Origin of the sequence: uncultured Methanobrevibacter sp. (assembly GCF_937881195.1) — an archaeon.
Taxonomy (GTDB): domain Archaea; phylum Methanobacteriota; class Methanobacteria; order Methanobacteriales; family Methanobacteriaceae; genus Methanobinarius.
This window is the reverse complement of sequence record NZ_CALGFC010000055.1, coordinates 1-19,477: the sequence shown is the minus strand read 5'-3', so window position 1 is coordinate 19,477 and position 19,477 is coordinate 1. Positions and strand designations below refer to the sequence as shown.

General features: G+C 22.8%; 17 protein-coding genes. 14 read left to right on the top strand and 3 right to left on the bottom strand.

From position 1 onward, the window contains the following. From Q0087_RS07405 to Q0087_RS07355, 11 genes are all read left to right on the top strand, one after another. Positions 1–1,653: transglutaminase-like domain-containing protein (locus tag Q0087_RS07405; RefSeq protein WP_297899052.1), on the top strand; the 1,653-nt coding region annotated here is incomplete at its 5' end. 5 nt (positions 1,654–1,658) lie between these two features. Continuing rightward, complete coding sequence (locus Q0087_RS07400; RefSeq protein ID WP_297899050.1) at positions 1,659–2,300, top strand: hypothetical protein; 642 nt, start codon at positions 1,659–1,661, stop codon at positions 2,298–2,300. A 196-nt stretch (positions 2,301–2,496) separates the two neighbouring features. Continuing rightward, a complete protein-coding gene (locus Q0087_RS07395; protein WP_297899049.1) occupies positions 2,497–2,628 on the top strand; it encodes a hypothetical protein in 132 nt (43 codons plus the stop codon). A 126-nt stretch (positions 2,629–2,754) separates the two neighbouring features. Next, the gene (locus tag Q0087_RS07390; RefSeq protein ID WP_297899048.1) at positions 2,755–2,937 is read left to right on the top strand and encodes a hypothetical protein; all 183 of its coding nucleotides are present in this window, start codon (positions 2,755–2,757) and stop codon (positions 2,935–2,937) included. A 127-nt stretch (positions 2,938–3,064) separates the two neighbouring features. Beyond that, positions 3,065–6,067, top strand: a complete 3,003-nt coding sequence (locus Q0087_RS07385; protein ID WP_297899047.1) for a nitrous oxide reductase family maturation protein NosD — start codon at positions 3,065–3,067, stop codon at positions 6,065–6,067. Between the two features lie 510 nt (positions 6,068–6,577). Further along, complete coding sequence (locus Q0087_RS07380) at positions 6,578–6,814, top strand: LSm family protein (protein ID WP_297899046.1); 237 nt, start codon at positions 6,578–6,580, stop codon at positions 6,812–6,814. A gap of 434 nt (positions 6,815–7,248) precedes the next feature. Beyond that, positions 7,249–7,440, top strand: coding sequence for a 50S ribosomal protein L37e (locus tag Q0087_RS07375; RefSeq protein WP_342765012.1), 192 nt, complete (start codon positions 7,249–7,251; stop codon positions 7,438–7,440). A gap of 425 nt (positions 7,441–7,865) precedes the next feature. Then, on the top strand, positions 7,866–9,506 hold the full coding sequence (locus tag Q0087_RS07370; protein ID WP_297899045.1) for a hypothetical protein: 1,641 nt from the start codon (positions 7,866–7,868) through the stop codon (positions 9,504–9,506). 426 nt (positions 9,507–9,932) lie between these two features. After that, the gene (gene purF, locus Q0087_RS07365; protein WP_297899044.1) at positions 9,933–11,369 is read left to right on the top strand and encodes an amidophosphoribosyltransferase; all 1,437 of its coding nucleotides are present in this window, start codon (positions 9,933–9,935) and stop codon (positions 11,367–11,369) included. Between the two features lie 651 nt (positions 11,370–12,020). Further along, complete coding sequence (locus tag Q0087_RS07360; RefSeq protein ID WP_297899043.1) at positions 12,021–12,929, top strand: CBS domain-containing protein; 909 nt, start codon at positions 12,021–12,023, stop codon at positions 12,927–12,929. 258 nt (positions 12,930–13,187) lie between these two features. Next, on the top strand, positions 13,188–13,427 hold the full coding sequence (locus Q0087_RS07355) for a hypothetical protein (RefSeq protein WP_297899042.1): 240 nt from the start codon (positions 13,188–13,190) through the stop codon (positions 13,425–13,427). A 114-nt stretch (positions 13,428–13,541) separates the two neighbouring features. Here Q0087_RS07355 and Q0087_RS07350 read toward each other — a convergent pair whose 3' ends face one another. After that, the gene (locus Q0087_RS07350) at positions 13,542–13,754 is read right to left on the bottom strand and encodes a hypothetical protein (RefSeq protein WP_297899041.1); all 213 of its coding nucleotides are present in this window, start codon (positions 13,752–13,754) and stop codon (positions 13,542–13,544) included. Between the two features lie 613 nt (positions 13,755–14,367). On the opposite strand from Q0087_RS07350, the gene Q0087_RS07345 reads away from it, so the two are divergent. From Q0087_RS07345 to Q0087_RS07335, 3 genes are all read left to right on the top strand, one after another. Continuing rightward, the gene (locus Q0087_RS07345; protein ID WP_297899040.1) at positions 14,368–15,855 is read left to right on the top strand and encodes a hypothetical protein; all 1,488 of its coding nucleotides are present in this window, start codon (positions 14,368–14,370) and stop codon (positions 15,853–15,855) included. 462 nt (positions 15,856–16,317) lie between these two features. Continuing rightward, complete coding sequence (locus tag Q0087_RS07340) at positions 16,318–16,584, top strand: TRAM domain-containing protein (RefSeq protein ID WP_297899039.1); 267 nt, start codon at positions 16,318–16,320, stop codon at positions 16,582–16,584. 384 nt (positions 16,585–16,968) lie between these two features. Beyond that, on the top strand, positions 16,969–17,325 hold the full coding sequence (locus Q0087_RS07335; RefSeq protein ID WP_297899038.1) for a peptidoglycan-binding protein: 357 nt from the start codon (positions 16,969–16,971) through the stop codon (positions 17,323–17,325). Between the two features lie 840 nt (positions 17,326–18,165). Here Q0087_RS07335 and Q0087_RS07330 read toward each other — a convergent pair. Beyond that, a complete protein-coding gene (locus tag Q0087_RS07330; protein ID WP_297899037.1) occupies positions 18,166–18,837 on the bottom strand; it encodes a DUF166 domain-containing protein in 672 nt (223 codons plus the stop codon). Between the two features lies 1 nt (position 18,838). Next, positions 18,839–19,261: an arsenate reductase ArsC gene (locus Q0087_RS07325; protein WP_297899036.1), complete on the bottom strand. Its 423-nt coding sequence runs from the start codon at positions 19,259–19,261 to the stop codon at positions 18,839–18,841. Positions 19,262–19,477: the final 216 nt, after the last annotated feature.

Sequence of the window (19,477 nt, the reverse complement as noted above, 5' to 3'; positions counted from 1 at the left end):
AAAAATAATAGGGCTAGTAATAACGGTGGAGCTATATTTACCACAGGTTCAAATATTTTAAATATTTTTGGCAGTTTTTTTGAGTCAAATAGGGCAATAAATGGAGGAGCATTATATATAACAGTTCCAACAAGAATTAACTCATCAACTTTTAAAAGTAATTTAGCTAGTAATATTGGTGGAGTTATATTTGCTAGTGGTTCTAATGGTTTAAATATTTCAAATAGTAAATTTGAATCAAATAGGGCTAAAAACGGAGGAGCTTTATATATAACAGTTACAACCAGAATCACTTCCTCTAATTTTAAGAGTAATTTAGCTAGTAGTAATGGTGGAGCAGTATACTCTAAGAATATTTTGAATATTAGTAAATCAACTATATCTAAAAATTCAGCTGCTTATGGTAGTGGAGTGTATTCTTCAAGTACATTAAGAGTAGATTCTTCTTCTTTGTTAAGTAATTCTGCTAAATTTATTAAAATAGTAATTTCAGCTCCTAATTCAGCTAAATCAGGATCTAATGTAGCTATTAAATCCGGATTAGTTTATGGTGATAATGTAGCTGGTGCATTTTATACAACAAATGGTAATATATTTGTTAATGGAAAAAAATCAACAGTTTCTAATTATTCTCCAGATAAAAAAATCATTTTAAAATTTAATGGTAAATCTGTATCTGGAAGCGCTGGTTCGAATGGAATAGCTACTTTTGGTCTATTTGTTAAAGTTTCTAAAACTACTACTTATAAAGCTACTGTAAGTATTACTCAAGGTTCTAAAATTTTTTCTACTTCTAAAAGTATTAAATTTACTGTAGATACAAAAAGTAATTCAAATAATAATATAAAGTCTGCTTCTACTGTTAAAATAAAAAATACAGCGTCTTCTTCAAATGATAATGGAATTATAACTTCTACAGATTCTATAACAACATCTAGAAAATATAAGGAAATACTTTTAAAGGATTGGACAAAAACAAAGGATTCTAATAATAATTTCAAATATCCTAATAAAAAGTTTAGATGGGTTAAGATTAAAAATTTAGTTACTACTACAAAATATACTAATCTTGGGAAAAATCCTTCATTTCCTAAAGGTGCTAAAGTAACATTTAGCAATAATAAAAAAGATGCAACACTCACAGCAACAAAAGTGATTTCGACTAATTATGTAAAAATACTTAATCCTTATCTAGAACCATCAACATTTTGTGATTCAGATGATCCAAAAATTATGAAATGGGCTAAAAAATTAGCTAAAGGCAAGAAGAATAAAGCTGCTGCAGATAAAATATTGGGATATGTGCAAAAAAGAATTCGATATGAACTATATTCTAACACTAAATATGGTTCTTATACTACTTGGGAGATAAAATGGGGAAATTGCGTCGATTCTTCTCATTTAACTGTTGCTTTATTAAGAGCTGCAGGAATCCCTGCTCAATATGAACATGCTGGTTTGTATAACAAAATTGGGCATGCATGGCCTTTAGTATATGTAAAATACAAAGGTAAGTATCAATGGTTACCTGGTGAGGCTACAAATGACTATCCTGAGTCATTTAATAAAAATGCTGTTAAATGGTTTTTTGTTAAAAAACTTAAAAATAAAAAACCAGATTACAATGGTAAATATTATGATTATACTTGGTGATATTTATGAAAAAAAATTATTTAATTTTAGTTATTTTGCTCTTTATTATTTTAATAGGTGTGGGATTTGCTGTCATGCTTAATAATTGGAATAATAATATTGAAACAAATAAAAATGGTAGTAAAAATAATATAGGAGTTGTTGAAAATAATGGTGTTAATTATGTTGGAGATGAGGATATATATAAAAAAGTAGATTCATCAACAATTTATATGGGAAATAATAATATGAAAACTGAAAAAAAAGTCGAAATAAGTAAGAAACAGGTTATTAGAATTATTAAGGATTCATATCATGGAGATTATAAAATTAATAGTATTAATTTAGTAAAAAATAATACTGGAAATTATTTTTGGATTGTGAAAGTTAATGAAATTACTTATGGTAAAAGTACTCTTTTCATCAATGCTCGTACTGGAGAATTTGTGCATCCTCTAAGAGTAGGTTTAGATAAATTTGCCGAAAATGAAGTTAGTCAGAAGGAAAAAAATTCAAATAAAAGGCTTAATATTAAATCGGATAATATTCTAATTTCAAAAAGAAAAGCTATTCAAACAAGTAATAGAATTGACTCTGAAATAAATGAGGAAGAAAAATTAGAAAATAATGTTAAACTTTCTAATGAAAATAAGAATATTATTGAATGATTTAGCACGGGGACTAGGAGATATTGGAAGGTTGTTTGTTATTGTGTTTTATATGGATGAATTTAAGTAAATAAAAGCAGATTATTATAGTACTCTTTATGATTGTTATTGGTGGTAAATATGGACAAAAAATATATAATATTCATTTTTCTTGCAATTTTCATCATTTTGGCATTTGGTGCTTTTATTATGTATAATGACGATAATATTATCCAACAAAATAATATATGATATAAATACTCCTGAAAAGGCAGTTAGTGAAAATATTATTATTGGTTCTAAAAATAACACATCAATACATAGTAATATTAATAAACTGGGTTTATAAGTAAAAATCGACTGTTAAAATTGTTAAAGAAAAATATTTTAATAAAATAGAAATAATATTTGTTAAATTAGAAAAAATGATTATGGGGAAAAGGTATGGAATATTGGATTTAATTAAAAGTCTGATATGTATTCTTATGTTTCTATTGATGTTAAATCTGGAAGAATAAATGATGAACTCCATGCTGGAAGTTCATCTCCTAGTCCTTCTGATAAGATTACTTCAAAGAAAAACATTATTGATTCAGATGATGTTGGTTCTGCTAAGGGTGAAGTTGATAAGGAGGGTAATGTTGTCATTAATACATGAATAATGAATTAAAAATTAACAAAATTAGGATAAGAATTTCTAGTAGAATAGTATTTAGCTACTATTATCTAGTTAAATATTGTCATGTTTAATTTTTAATTAAATTCTATTTTAGAGGTTTAGAGTTATGAAGAATTTTAATTTATTTAAAATTGTTGCAGTTTTTGGGGTTTTATTATTTTCTTTGTCTTCAGTTAGTGCTGCGACTTATAATGTGAATAATACTTTGGATAGTGATGCTATTCAGGATTTGATTGATAATGCTGGAGATATTACTGAGCTTCATTTTTCGGGTATTTCTGGTAGTGTGTTTGAGGATATTGTTTTAAATATTGATAAAGCTATTCGTATAACTTGTGATTCGGGAATTGTTCTTAAAGGTGGGGTTGTGGATGGTTTTTCTGAATATGCATTTAATATTCTAAATAATAATATTGTTGTAAGTGGTTTTAATATTAGTGGTTATCTTACTGGGATTATGGTGGATAATGTAGGTAATGTTTCTATTTGGGGCAATGTTATTAGTGGGTGTGAGAATGGGATCGATATAGTTGATTCTGTTGGTGTTGTTATTAGTGATAATATGCTTGTTGGTGGTGATGATGCAAGTAATGGAATATCTGTTAGTGGTTCAAATAATGTGAATATTTCTAGTAATAATTTGAGTAATTTTAGTACTGGTGTTTCTGTTAGTGAATCTAATAATACTAATATTTCTGGTAATATTATTTCAAATAATAGTGGGGATGGTGTTAGTTTGGAATCAGACTGTAATGTTAGTGTTAGTGGTAATACTATTTCAAATAGTAGTGGTGCTGGTATTTCGGGGATTAGTTGTGCTAATGTCACTGTTGAAAGTAATAGTATAGATGATAATAATGGTTCTGGTGTTTCTGTATCTGATTCTAATAATGTAAATATTATTGACAATGGTATTAATAGAAATGATGGGGGAATTTATGTTGATGATTCTTCTGATGTTAATATTTATGGAAATGTTTTAGAAGAGAATGATGATGTTGGAATTTCAGTTGGTGATTCTTCTAATGTTAATATAACTAAAAATAAATTAAAAAAGAATAAAGATGGAATTAGAGGTAATTCTCCTAAAAATCTTTATATTGAGCATAATACTATTGATGGGAGTGATGGTGCTGGTATATACATAGATGAATTGGATAATGGTGTTATTTTTAATAATACAATATCTAATAGTACTTCTGATGGAATCTATATAAATTTTATTAATAATAGTAATTTAACTAAAAATATTTTAGATAAAAATGAAGGTCATGGAATATATATTGGGGACTCTCATAGTACTGAAATTTCAGATAACTCTATAAATGGTAATTCTGGTGTTGGTATTTATATTGACAATTGTTTAAAAACAGATATTTTAAATAATATTATTTTGAATAGTGGAGATAATGCTTTAATTATTTATTCTGGAGATAATGTTTCTATTACTAATAATACTTTAGAAAATAATAATTATGGGATGTTTTTAGAGAGTTTTGTTAATGGTTTGATTAGTAAAAATAATGTTAGTAATAATAATGGTGCTGGTATTGATATTGGTAGTTCTTCTAATCTAAGGTTAATTGATAATGTTATAAAAGCTAATGATGGTGTAGGTATTTATCTTCTTGAATCTAATAATGCTCTTATTAGTAATAATAATATTTCAAATAATAGTGCTGATGGTTTTTATGGTTTTAATTCAAAAGATATATCTATATTAAATAATCATTTTGATAATAATTCAGTTGCAATATATTTATCAGAATTTTATAATACTATCATTAATGGAAATATTTTTAAGAATAATTATCAAGCTATTAATGTAGAATCTGCTAATAATTTAAATTTTAATAATAATAATGTAGAAAATAATGAAATAGGTATTAACTTTAATGATATTGAAAATCTCTTGATTCAAAATAATAAGGTGCATAAAAATCAATTTGATGGTATTAGTGTGGATTCTTCTAAAAATGTGAAAATAATCAAAAACACTATAATGTCTAATCAAGGTAATGGTATTACACTAATGAATACTGATAAGTCTGAAATAAGTTCAAATACATTATATGATAATAGTGGTATGGGAATATATTTATCACATTCTTCAAATAATCTTATTTTTAATAATAATGTTAAAGATGGTGATTCTGGAATATACCTTGATTATGGGCGTGGAAATACAATTACTAAAAATACTCTTTCAAATAATATTAATGGTGTAAGTATCTATGCTGATGATAATAAAGTTAGTTTTAATCAGTTTTATTCTCCGGTGTTTTATGGAATAGTTGTTGATGGTTATAACAATAAGATAGAGTCTAATAATATTACCAATGCTTATTATGGAATTAATATTGGTGGTTCTGAAAACAAGCTTAGTAAAAATAGAATAACTAACTCCTATATTGGAGTTTATATCAATAGTGACCAGAATACTTTATCTGAAAATACTTTATTGAATTCTAGAAGAGCTGGTATTGAGGCATATTCTTCTTATAATAATATAAAAAATAATAATATCTTGGGAAAGCTTTCTAATTATGGTATTCTTTTAGTTGGAGAAGGTAATTATATTTTAAACAATAATATTATTGCTAAAAATAGGGGTATTTTATCTAAAGGAAGTTATAATACTATATGGAAGAATTTTATTTCTAATGTTAAAGCAGGTATTTTGGTTGAAGGGCATAAGAATTCAGTTAGTTATAATAAAATTACTTCTAGTTCTTTAGGTTTGAAGACTAGTGGAAATAAAAACAATATTTTATCTAATAAATTTAAATCTAAGCTGAATGGTATTATTAGCCATGGAAACCAGAACTCTTTTTCTAAAAATCGTGTTAATGGAAATAAGAAGTATGGTCTTCAATCTTCAGGACATAGGAATAAAATTTCTAAAAATGTAGCTAATAAAAATAAAAATCATGGTATTAAGGTTAATGGTGATAAAAATAAGATTACTGGTAATTTTGCTCGTTTTTGTGGTGTTCATGGAATGAAAATTGCTGGTGATCGTAATGCTGTTTATAGTAATAAGTTGGGTAAAAATTTTAATAAGAGAATTTGTGTTTATGGTTATAAAAATATTGTTAAGAAAAATTGAATTTAGTTAATTTTTTAAATATTTAATGATTCATAAATGATTTTTTGATATAAGATAAATAAAATAGTTAGGAGAAAATTTTTTATATATTGAAATTTGAAAGTTATATGATTAAATAATTATATAATTCAATTTTCTATTTTTTTATTTTCTATATACTAATTTTTTTATATTCTTAATTTAATTCTTCTAATTTTTGATTAATCTAATTTTTTTATAATTAGTTCAATTGAAAACTAATTAAATATTCTAAAAAGACCATATTTATATAATCAAAATCTTTATATATAACTTAACAACAAATAAAAATTATATTAAATAATTAAGAATAAACGAATTATCTATAAAGCTTTTTTAGAGATTGATATTTAACATAGTTAAAAATATTCAATTATATTCTATAATTATAGCTACTATTAAAATTAGATGATTTTATAGCTGTTTAATAGTTAAATTTAAATATAAATTAAATTATAAGTAATATGATATAATATATTGTAGGTGATTAACGTGAGCGGACAACAAGGTTATGTTCAAAGACCACTTGATGCATTAGGAAAAGCAACTAACTCCCCAGTTTTAATAAAACTAAAAGGAGATAGAGAATTCAGAGGAATACTAAAAAGTTTCGACTTACATATGAACTTAGTTCTTAATGATGCTGAAGAATTAGAAAAAGGAGAAATTACTAGAAGACTTGGAACTGTCCTCATTAGAGGAGATAATATAGTCTATATTTCACCTTAGATTTTATAAATGCTATTATAGCTACTATTTATATTATAAATATAATTATAAAATCATCTTTATGTTATCACATTTTATATATTAACATTTATATATAACTTTAATCAAACTTTATAATGATTAAAATTTTATATAATTTAGTTTTTATATAAATATTTTATATATTAGAATTTTATATATTAAATTTTGTTAGCTTTAGCTATCTAAATATTACTTTGATAATTTTAATTTAATAATTTTATTTTAATAATTTTATTTCATGAATTTATTTGATTTTAGTATTTTTCAGCTTAAACCTAGCTTTATAGTAAATTCTAACTTATTTTGATTATATGGATATATTATCAATATAATTATGTAAATATGTCTTCATCTAAATAATATAATCAATGAAATATAATCAGTATAATGAATAATAAAAATATGAGGAGGAGATAATAATGAAAGGAACACCTTCAATGGGTAAGAAGAATAAGAAAACCCATATACGATGTAGAAGATGTGGAAGAAATGCTTACCACGTCCGTAAAAAAGTCTGTGCTTCTTGTGGATTTGGAAAATCCAAGAGAATCAGAAGTTACAGCTGGCAAAATAAAAAATCAATAACTGGTCAAAGATTAAGATAAACTAGTTATTTTTAATTTATTATTAAATTAATTTAACATTCTATTTTTAAATTTTATTTTTAAATTTTATTTTTACATTTTATTTTTAAATTATTATCAGTTATTGTTTTCATTGTTATTTTTGCATGTTCTTTTTATACATTTTTTTATGTCCATTATTTTAAATTGTAAAATATGGTTCAAAATCTCTTTTTATTAATATTTTAATAGTTTTTAAACTTTATAATCTCTAATTATTTTTTAAAATTTGATTATAATTTATTAAATATTATAAAAAATCATTTATTTAATCAAAAAGCTATTTATATTATAAAAAACAATAATTAAATAGGTAAATTATAGTATATTAATTTCTTTTTGGATATTAAATTACTGTGTATTTTTATTTTTATTTAAATTTAATATTAAAAAATATGGTTGATTAAATGGATTTTAATAATCATGATGAGGATATTGGTCACATAATTAAAATTATTAATGATAATAATGCGGATAAAGATAATGATATTGTTGATAATGAATCTAGAGATTATACATCATTAGATATTCATAATAATAATAATAATAATAATAATAATTCTAATTCTAATTATAATAATTATGACGAATATGATAATTACAAAAGAAATAATGAACATGATAAATTAAATATTTATGATAATGAGAATGATTACATTAAAAAAAATGAAAAAACTGATAATGCTATAAATAATTATAATTTAAATAATGGATTTAATAAAAATAGCCAAAATACTTCTTATTTTAATAATCAAGTTAATAATCAAGTTAATAATCAATCAGATAATCAAATTGATACTCATAATAATAATAATAATAATAATAATAACCAAAAACCTGTTGATGTTAGGATTATTGTGGATGGTCCTGAAAACTCAGAATTTCTTTCAAAAGCTATAAAAAATATAGATTTATTTAATGACTTTAATATTATTATTTCTTCTATTATAACTACGAAAAATGTTGAAATTGCTAAAAATGCTGTTTTAGGTTCGGATATTATTCTTATAGCTACTCAATCTGATGAAGAAGGAGAATATTTATTCTCAAATTTTTATAATAATTTAAAAAATGATTTTAATTATGTTGAGTATTTAAATTTCCCAAAATTTAGGGATATTGAGATAACTGACATAAAAAATGTTGAAGTTGAAATTAAAAATTCTATCATAAGAGCTGGTCTTGCTTCTATATTTGATATAGCTAATATTAATCAAGTTAGATCAGAACTTTTAAAGTTAGGAATTAATTATGACAAATTAAAGGATGAAAATGAGAAAATATCTCTTGAAAATGAAATGCTTATAAAAGAAGCTAAACATCTGAGAGAGGAAAATTTTGAATTAATTAATGATATTAAAGATCTTAATGAAAATATTGATGAAGTTAAACTTGATTTCACAGATTTTAAATCTAGATATTCTAATATACATACTAAAAACCTTTTAGAAGTTTTTGAAATTGGAGATTTATGGGTTGAAACTTTCAATGATTTGTTAGATGATGCTGAAATTCAAAAAATAGTCATAGCTACTAATAAATTTAAACCTGAGAATATTATTGTAGGTCAAGGTTATATAGGTGCTTTTTCAAAAGAAGATGCTATTGATTGGCTTAAAGTTGTTAAAACTGCACTTATATTTGTTGAAAGTAATAGTGATGATCTCCAAAAAGAGATTATTAAATATTATAAGAGAACTAATGATAATGAATTATATAACCGAAATAGCATTTATAAAAAGGATAATTCTCAAAATAATGATAATATTTCTTTTAATTTAGGGGCTGATGATTTAAACCCTGAAAATAATTATAAAAATTATAAAAATAGTTCTGATGAGAATAGTTCTGATGAGAATAGTTCTGATGAGAATAGCTATGATGAGAATGGCTATGATGATGAAAATAAATATTTAAATAGAAATAAAAACAAATCTAATAATAAAAATAAAGATAATGATAAAAATAAATCTAATAATTCTTATGATGATGAAATTGATGATGAGGATTATGATATAACAGATCAATTCCGAAACTTTTGGGATTAATCATTTTTGGGATTAATTCATTTTATTATTTATTTTTTGGCACTGTAATAAGTATATGATTTGTTATTAACATATTTTTATTTTTTAATTATATTTTATTGGTATTCATATTATTGTTAATCTGATGTTAATTAATTTTAAAAATATTTATACTAGAAAATGAAAATATTATAGTATAATATTTTTTTGTATATTTTATAATAATTTTTATCAATTAATAATTTACAATAATTTTACAATAATTTATAAATTATTTTATTTTATAAATTTTTATTTGTTATTATATTTTATTTTTTGATAGATTTTATGTGTTGATTATATTTATGAATTTATTAGATAATAATTAAATAAATTAGATAATTAATTAAATTAGATAATAATTAAATAAATTAGATAATTAATTAAATAATCTACGGAGATTGTGATTTGAAAGATAAATGTGGTATTGTGGGTATCCACTCTAAAGACTCTTCTATAGATGTTTCATCTTCAATTTATTATGGTTTACATGCATTACAGCATAGAGGACAAGAATCTGCTGGAATGGCGACTTTTAACAGTGATAATACTAAAGAAGGCACTAATGGTGATGAAAATGGCTTGAATCATCATTGTGGTATGGGTCTCTTAATTGATGCTTTTAAAGGAGACATAATTAATGAATTAGATGGTGAAGTTGGTATTGGTCATGTAAGGTATTCTACTACTGGCCAATCAAAATTTGAAAATTCTCAGCCATTTGTTACTACTTTTAATGATTTTACTATAGCTATTGCTCATAATGGAGATATTATTAATTCTGGAAAACTAAGACGGGAATTAATTTCTGAAGGTGTTGAATTTACTTCAGATACTGATTCTGAAATATTATGTCATTTAATTAAAAGAGAATTTTTAAAAACTTCTGATATGATTGAAACTTTAGAAAATTTGTCTCATATAATTATGGGATCTTATTCTCTTGTTATATTAGTTAATGGTGATCTTTACGCTATTCGTGACCCTGCTGCTATGAAACCTCTTGCAATTGCTCAAAAAGATGATATTTTCATGGTAGCTTCTGAAACTGTTGCTTTTGATGTTATTGGAGCTAAATTTATACGTGATTTTGAACCTGGAGAAATAATTTATTTTGATAATAATAAGATAAATTCTCATAAAATTTCTAAAGCAGATAAAACTAAAAATTCACATTGTATGTTTGAATATGTTTATTTTGCAAGACCTGACAGTACTATTGATGGAAAGAATGTTTATCAAGTTAGACTTAATATTGGACGTGCATTGTTTGATAAATTTCCAGTTGATGCTGATGTGGTAATGCCTGTTCCTGATTCTTCAATACCTGCGGCAATTGGGTATTCTAGAGCTTCTGGAATTCCTTATGGGGAAGGTCTTATAAAGAATAGATATGTTGGTAGGACATTTATAATGCCTACACAAGAAGAAAGAGAATTAGCTGTTAAATTAAAAATGAATCCTTTAGTTTCTGAGCTTGAAGGTAAGAAAATTGTGCTTATTGATGATAGTATTGTTCGTGGAACTACATCTGAATCTCTTATTGAAATTTTAAAAGAGGCAGGTGCAAAAGAAATTCATCTAATGATTGGTTGTCCTCCAGTAATAGCTCCTTGTTATTATGGTGTTGCTATGGCATCTAAAGATGAGCTGATAGCTGCTAATAATTCTGTTGAAGAAATTAGGGAAAAACTTGGAGTTGATTCTTTAGGTTATATTTCTATAGAGGATCTTGTTGATTCAATTGGTATTCCTGCAGAGGAACTTTGTTTAGGTTGTATAAATGAAGATTATCCAACTGAAATTCCTAGTGATTTAGAAGTAGAAAGTTATTACAAATTTTAAAATTATTACATATTCTAAGAGTTAAATAGGATTTTTGGCTTTTTATTAAATTTTTAATACTATTAATTTTTTAACTTTTTTAACTTTTTTAACTTTTTTAATTTTTTTAACTTTATTATTTTTTTTAATTATTAAATTTTTTATTATTAAATTTTTTATTATTAAATTTTTAATTCTTTAATTTAATTATATAATTTTTAAAATTTATTATAAGAATTTACTTTTATATTTTATTTTTTATTTTATTCTATTTTTTTCATAATATGTGGGATATATATTTTTTTCATGGTAATTTACTTATTTTTATAATTAATTTATATTTCTATTAGTTTTTTGTTGTTATTATTTTATTTACTATTTATTTTTCTAATTATATTATCATTTAATACAATTTTTTTCTTTATAAAATCAATACCTATTTATATGAATAGATTATATATTTTATAATTAATATTAATGATAAATTATGTATTTAATATAATGTATTATATGAATGTATTTTTATATACTGATTATTTTAACATTGATTTTTCATATTACTAACAATATTAAAAACATTAAGAATATTAATATTAATAGAAGTAAACATATTAAATAAATTAAACATATTAAACAAAATCCTTTTTAAGTTAAAGGATAGTTGGTGGCAAAATGCTTACATCTGTGCAAAAAGAGATTCTTCAAACATTGATCAATTTGTATCAAACTTCCGATGGAAAATCCATAAAAGGAGAAGACATAGCCGAAGTTATGAATAGAAATCCCGGAACTATACGTAATCAGATGCAATCGCTTAGGAGTTTAAGTTTAGTTAAAGGAGTTCCTGGACCTCGTGGTGGTTATAAACCCACTATTGAAGCATATCATACTTTAAATATTTCAGTAACAGATAATGAATCTAATGTACCCATGTTTAAAGAAGGTAATCCTGTTGAGGGAGTCTCTGTAGCTAAAATTGAGTTTACTAGTATTCCTAATCCTGGTGAATGTGAAGCAGCTATAAAAGTTTTAGGTAGTATTAAAGAGTTGAATCTTGGAGATACTGTTCGTATTGGTCCAACTCCTGTAAATAATCTTGGGATTATTGGAGAAATCGTTGGTAGGGATGATATGGATAATATACTTCTTTTAGACACAACTACGATAAGAAGTATTCCTAAAAAAACAGTTAAGGAAATTGCTACTTTAAATTTAGTATTCTTAAATCCAAATGATACTATAAAAGAAGCTGCCCTAATTCTTTCTGAAAAGATTATTGATGGTGCTCCAGTGATTGAAAATAATAAAATACTTGGTATTTTAACTTTAACAGATATTGTTTGGTCATTAGCTAAATCTAAAGAAAATTTAAAAGTCAAAGATATAATGCAAAAAGATGTTGTAACTATCAACAAAAATTCAAAAGTAGCTAATGCAGTTGAAGTTATGCATAATAAAAATATTGGTAGGCTAATTTTAGTGGACGATAATGGAATTCCTGTTGGTATTGTTACAAAAACTGATGTAGTGAATTCTATAACTAATTTAGAAGATTTCCCTATAATTAAAGTTAACTCTTGATTATTTTATAATAATTTTTTATCAAGTTTTCAATATTGTTTGTATTTTAATTAGTATTATAGTTTTAATTTTAACTTTAATTTTAATCTAATTTTAATCTAATTTCAATCTAATTTCAATTTTTTGAAAAATAAGAATAATTTCTTTTTAATAATAAAAATATCATAATAATTAAATATTATTATAAATTAAAATTGATTATAATTAGAATATATTATTGAATTAAAATCGATTATAATTAGATATATGATGATTTAAATGAATATAAACGCTGAAATAATTAGAATTTTGGAAAATAATCATATAAAACCTATTTTATCTGGGGATCCAAGGTTTTTAGCAACAATTAGGATATATGAGGAAGAAAAATTAGAAAATGTCTTGGCTGACTTAAAAATACTTTTTAATAATTTTAAAAGCTATTCTCTCTCTTATCATAGTATTAAACCATGTTGTGCTCCATCATTTAAAGAAATAAGGTATAAAATTACATTATAACTTGATTTTTTATTAATATTTTTTAAAAATAGTTTGGATTATTTAATAACAAATTTTGGAGAATAACTAAATAAAAAATGAAAAATAAAATAAAAAATAAAAATATATAATTTTTTAATCTATGTATTTGTATGCGTCATATGCAGCATATATTGCATATATAAGTGATATTATTCCTATAAATGAGAATACTGTTGTTGTTAGTATTCCTAGGATTACTGCTATAATAAAGAATATGATGCTCTTTGTTATTCCTTGGCCTCCATATAATTGACCTAAACCTGGGATAAAAAAGGATAATATTGCTGCAAGAATTGCATTTGCCATAAATTTTCACCTCCTTTTAATTCATATGATTATAATATTAATTTTACTGTTAATTATTATTAACCTCTTTTAATATATAAAATTTTTCTAATTTAAACCTTTAAATGTCTTAAAAATAATTATAAATATAAAGATATGATAAGAATATTATGTCCATATATTGTTTTTGTTTATTATTATATATTTATTAATTTAATTTTTTTGTAATATGAGGGTATATTCATTTTTTTAATTTAATTTTCTTTAAAAAAAATATTCTTATATTAATGGATGTGAAAACATTACAAAGTAAAAATAACTAAAAATCTTTTTTTTGTTTCTATGATTAAAATAGTTTATTTTTTACTTTATAATAAAAAATCATCAAAAATATACTATGATAAACTCTAAAAAATAACTTATATTTTATGGGATATGTTATAAATCAAAATAATCGATATGTAAAACTATATATATTGATTAGATAAATATTTATTAATAGCTACAGATTGTATAACTATACATATATGTTATATTTATTAAATAATGTTATAGGGGGTTTATTATCCCTAAAAAAATAATAAATCTTTTTATCATTGTTTATATTTAGAATATAAAATTTATAAGGGTTAAAATGTTAAATTACAAAAAAAATATTATTTTAATGATTTTTATTACTTCTTTTATATTTTTCTCTTTTTCTGGTGTATTTGCGGAGGAAAATAATTCTTCGGATATGGTATCTACAAATTTAAATAATGCAAATTTAAATAATTATACTTCAATATCTAATAATAGTTCTATTCAAAAAGCTATTGATAATTCTAGTATTAATAATGTAATATATTTACAACCAGGAATCTATTTAGAATCTGGTATTATTATTAATAAAAATATAACCATTATAGGAAATGGTAGTAGGGAAGAAATAATATTGGATGGAAATTATTCTAATAATATTTTTATAATAAATTCTGATAAAGCTTATGTGCATCTTATTAACATCACATTTATCAATGGTAGAAGCAATGAGCATGGTGGAGCTATACATAGTGAAACTGGAAAGTTATTTGTTGATAATTGTGTCTTTATAAATAATACTGCTTCTATAAATGGTGGTGCAATAGATAATTATGGTACAGAAGAAATATCTGGATATCTATTTGTTAATAATTCATTGTTTATCGGAAATTATGCAGACCATGATGGTGGAGCTATAACAACATACCGTGGAAATACTGATATATATAACTCTATTTTTATCAACAACCATGCAAAACGTGATGGTGGAGCTATTAGGGGAGGAATATATACTAGTACAAATATATATAATTGTTCATTTGATAATAATTATGCTGATGAATGGGGCGGTGCACTATATATTTGGACAAGTAATTCAACTATACAAAATTCAAGTTTTACTAATAACAATGCTGGAACATATGGAGGAGCAATTTTCACATCAGCTAAAACAATTGTCAAAGATTCCGTATTTATTAATAATTCTGCTGAATTTGGGGGTTTAATTTATATTGTTCAAAAACTTGATGCAATACCATTAAAAGTGATATTTAACAATAATATTATAGCTAACAACTCTGGAGTTCATGGAACAGATATTTACATGGGTGATGCTATTTATGTGGCATATTCTCCATTAAATGTTATTAATTTTGAAAATAATGATTGGGGTACTGATAATCCTAATTGGGAAGAACGATTTTTCACAAACAACTTCACTAATTTTCCAAAATCTTGGATTAAAACTATTCAAGATGTATTAAATCAAACTAATAGTACTAATAATCCTCAAGAAAACACAAACCAAAATAATAATCCAAATCAAGAAAATATCGATCAAACAAATAATTCTATTTTTAAACCTATAAATGATCTTGCTAACTTTATTGCTCAAAATTATTTAAATGGGGTTAATGAGGGACTTAATAATACTGATTCAAATCTTGTAGGATTTGATTCTGCAGAAGCTCAGAATCATAATAGTTATGAATTAAATATAAACAAAGAAGCTAAAAAAATTTATAACAATGATTTTATTAAATATTTGATTGTTATTGTAGTAATATTATTGTTAGTTATAATAGGATATAAAAAATTTTAATATAATAAATTTATAAAAAGATAATATATTTAAAATATTGAAATTAATTTTTAATTTATTTTATAGATTTAATTATTTAATAAGCAATTTCTTAATCTTTAATAGTGAATTTTAATTTTTTTCATCAATAATAAAGAAAATATTTAATTTAATGCATTTTTTTATCTTTGAAATTTTTTATTTAATTAAGAATTAATTTATTTCAATTTAAATAATAATTTGGTTTGAAATAGGTTATTATATATACTTTGAAAAACATATTTAATAATGCAATTGTTAGAACAATATTCTTTGATGGATTATTATTTTTTTTTAAAATAAACATTATCTAATTATGCTAAAATATTTTAGTATTCTTTTGTACTGATTTTTTTTTTAAATGAGATATTTTAAAAAATCTTTTTTTATTAACTAATTATTTGCTAAAGATATAATATTTAAATGTATGTAAGAGGTTTAATAATGTTTGAGAGAAATAACAGTAACAATAGAGGCAATAAAAATTACAGAAATAATCGGGATAGCCATAATAATAATTATAATAATGCTCCAGTGAATGTAGGTGAGGAGTATGATGTTAAAATTGAGGACACTGGTAAATCTGGTGATGGAATAGCTAAAATAGAGGGTTATATTCTTTTTGTTCCTGGTGCTAAGAAAGGCCAAGAAGTTAAAATAAAGATTACTGATACTAAAAGGAATCTAGGATTTGCTAAATTAGTAGAATAATATTCATTTTAATACTAACTTTTAATTTTTTTTTTAAATAAATTTTTTGTTATTTTTTTGTTTTTTGGATTATTAATTATATAAAAAGAATATTTGAGTTTAAAATTAATTTTTTATATAATAATTAACTAATTATAAATATAAAATATATTATGCTATGTTCTTTTATTAGAGATTATCTATTTAATTTTGAAATTAATCTATTTGGGCATAAATAGAAAAATAAAAAGATTTATATATTATTGTAATCTAATAATAGACTGTTTAGAATGTTTTTTGTGTTTATTTTTTCACATTTTTCCCGTTCTAAATGGAGGCGTTAATATTAGGGAAAAAATATTTTCTTTAGTATTTATTTTTTTTATAGCTTATTCATTAGTCTCTGTGTCTGCAATTGATATTGTAAAAGAGGCTAAGGAAAATAATTCTATAGCTAGTTTAGGTCATTTAGAAAAAGGTAGCTATGGTCAAGAGGTTATTGATCTTCAGAATTGGCTTAAGGCAAATAAATACTACAAGGGAGAAATAGATGGATATTTTGGAGTGGATACAGAAACTGCTCTTAAAATGTTTGAAAAAGACAACAATACATATAGTGGAGGAAAAATAAGCATTCCTACTAAATTGTCTATGGTTGAAAAAAATATAAGAACCAATGGAAGTCATGTAACTGAATCTAATAATATAAAAGATTCTATAAATGGTTTTCCTCGTAAAAATAGTTTTATTATAAAGATTTAAAATCTTTATATATTACTTTTTTATTTTTTAACTTTTTATTATAATTTTTTAACTTTTTAGTATAATTATTTTCATTATTTTTTAATTAATATAATTTTGCTTAAACTATTTTTTTAATTTATAAGTTACTATCTAAGTATATTAAGAATATAAATAGTAAAAATACTAGCAAAAGTCCTCCTATTATTGTAATAGCTAAAAAAAAGTTATTTTTCCAATTTTTAAATCGTACTGAATTATCTATATTCTTATTAAAATAGTCTTCAATTAAATTTAAAATTCCAAATATCATTATGAATATTATTAAAAAACTTGTTAATGAAATTTGAAAGTAAATATTTGTTAATAATAATAAGACTCCAAATAAAAACAGTATTATCTTATAAAGAATAGGAATAATTTTATTTAAATATAATTGTATAATTAAAAGAATAATAAAACTTATTGTTAAAAAATATAGGGATAAATAATAATTATTGGTTAAATAAAATGATATTATTGCTCCAATTGCCATAATAGTAGAATAAACAACTAATAATTTTTCACTAAATGGATATGATTCTTTATTCATATTGATAATATTAGAATATTTTTATTTAAATTTTATTATTTTCTATTTTTAATCTATTATAAGTATTATTTTAGGATTTTTTTTATTCTATAAAGTAATGATATTGAGTTGAATAATCTAATTATTGATATTTATTAATAGATTATGGATTTTTAACTTATATTGTCTGTCAATTTTCTTTTTATTATTCATAATTCAATTTGAAAAATTAAATTTATAATATTAAAATTAGAATGATTTAATAGATTGAAATAGTTTTAATATATGTATCATTTTTTACATAAAATTGCATTTTCAAATGCTTCTTGGTGAAATCCTGATGCTTTTTGTTTTTTACATTCTTCATCAGTAAATAATCTCATTTTTCCTGCTCTACAAGGGTAGTGTTGAATTCTAAGTCCTGCTTCTCTTGGAAGATTTTCTTCATCAGGTATTTTATTTTTGTATTTTTCTTTAATATATTCTGCAACAAATGAAGTAGAGCCACAAGGTGAGGATCTAAGAACTTTCACATCTTTAATTTTTTCATTTTCAATAATTAAATCTACCTTAGGGCATCCTATTTTACTTACAAATTCATCATAAGTAGAATTCCCATTTTCTTCAAGTTCGCACATTATGTAAGGGCATGAAACATTATTTTTTGATTCAAATTGATTTTTAAGACCATTTCCTTTCCAAGAAGCTATTATTATCCAATCTACTTTATCAGCAAATCTATATACTATATCTAATGCTAAATCTGGATGGGAAATATATGAAATGATGATGTTGGCTTTATTTATTTTATTAATAGCATTATCAGGTATTTCAATATCATCGTCTAGGAAAATACCGCTTGGTGCTTCTAATTGTATAAATTCTGTATCAAATTTTTCTTTTATAGTATCATATGCTCTATCTCCATAAGTTCCATCAGTTAAAATAACAACTTTTAACATTTTAAATCACACCATTTTCTATCATATCAATAATCCACTTTTTTATTTCATTTCTACATTTTCTGAATTCATTGAAAATATCTTCTTCATTACCTTCAATTCTATTTGGGTCTTTAAAAGATTTATGGATATTTTTTTCAGAATTAGGAAAATAAGGGCATTTTCCATCATCACAAAGAGTAATAACATATTTGAATTCTTTATTTTTGAAAATATCTAAATTTTTTGAATAATTTTCAGTAATATCAATATTAATTTCTTTTAAAGATTTAATTGCATATTTATTCACATTTGTTGGTTCTAATCCACCACTAAATACATTATATTTTTCTCCATATATTGAATTTAAAATAGCTTCTGCCATCTGTGATCTTGAAGAATTATTTTTACATATAAATAAAATATTGTCTTTAGAAGAATCCATAAATATCAAATATTCCTAATATCCAATGTTTTCAATATATAATATTTTTTTTAAATTTTAAATTATATCTCTTTATTTTTTTAAATATTAAATATTATTCTTTTATTTATTTAAATATCAAATATTATTACTTTATTTTTTTAAAAATCAAATATTATTCTTTTATTTTTTTAAATATTAAATATTATTCTTTTATTTATTTAAATATCAAATATT

What these genes read in the sequence shown, in the direction of transcription:
- Q0087_RS07355 (WP_297899042.1), top strand. Translation starts at nt 13,188, where the DNA reads ATGAATATAAACGCTGAAATAATTAGAATTTTGGAAAATAATCATATA.
- Q0087_RS07325 (WP_297899036.1), bottom strand. Translation starts at nt 19,261, where the DNA reads ATGGATTCTTCTAAAGACAATATTTTATTTATATGTAAAAATAATTCT.
- Q0087_RS07345 (WP_297899040.1), top strand. Translation starts at nt 14,368, where the DNA reads ATGTTAAATTACAAAAAAAATATTATTTTAATGATTTTTATTACTTCT.
- Q0087_RS07390 (WP_297899048.1), top strand. Translation starts at nt 2,755, where the DNA reads ATGTATTCTTATGTTTCTATTGATGTTAAATCTGGAAGAATAAATGAT.
- Q0087_RS07330 (WP_297899037.1), bottom strand. Translation starts at nt 18,837, where the DNA reads ATGTTAAAAGTTGTTATTTTAACTGATGGAACTTATGGAGATAGAGCA.
- Q0087_RS07340 (WP_297899039.1), top strand. Translation starts at nt 16,318, where the DNA reads ATGTTTGAGAGAAATAACAGTAACAATAGAGGCAATAAAAATTACAGA.
- Q0087_RS07400 (WP_297899050.1), top strand. Translation starts at nt 1,659, where the DNA reads ATGAAAAAAAATTATTTAATTTTAGTTATTTTGCTCTTTATTATTTTA.
- Q0087_RS07350 (WP_297899041.1), bottom strand. Translation starts at nt 13,754, where the DNA reads ATGGCAAATGCAATTCTTGCAGCAATATTATCCTTTTTTATCCCAGGT.
- Q0087_RS07360 (WP_297899043.1), top strand. Translation starts at nt 12,021, where the DNA reads ATGCTTACATCTGTGCAAAAAGAGATTCTTCAAACATTGATCAATTTG.
- Q0087_RS07395 (WP_297899049.1), top strand. Translation starts at nt 2,497, where the DNA reads ATGACGATAATATTATCCAACAAAATAATATATGATATAAATACTCCT.
- Q0087_RS07370 (WP_297899045.1), top strand. Translation starts at nt 7,866, where the DNA reads ATGGATTTTAATAATCATGATGAGGATATTGGTCACATAATTAAAATT.
- Q0087_RS07385 (WP_297899047.1), top strand. Translation starts at nt 3,065, where the DNA reads ATGAAGAATTTTAATTTATTTAAAATTGTTGCAGTTTTTGGGGTTTTA.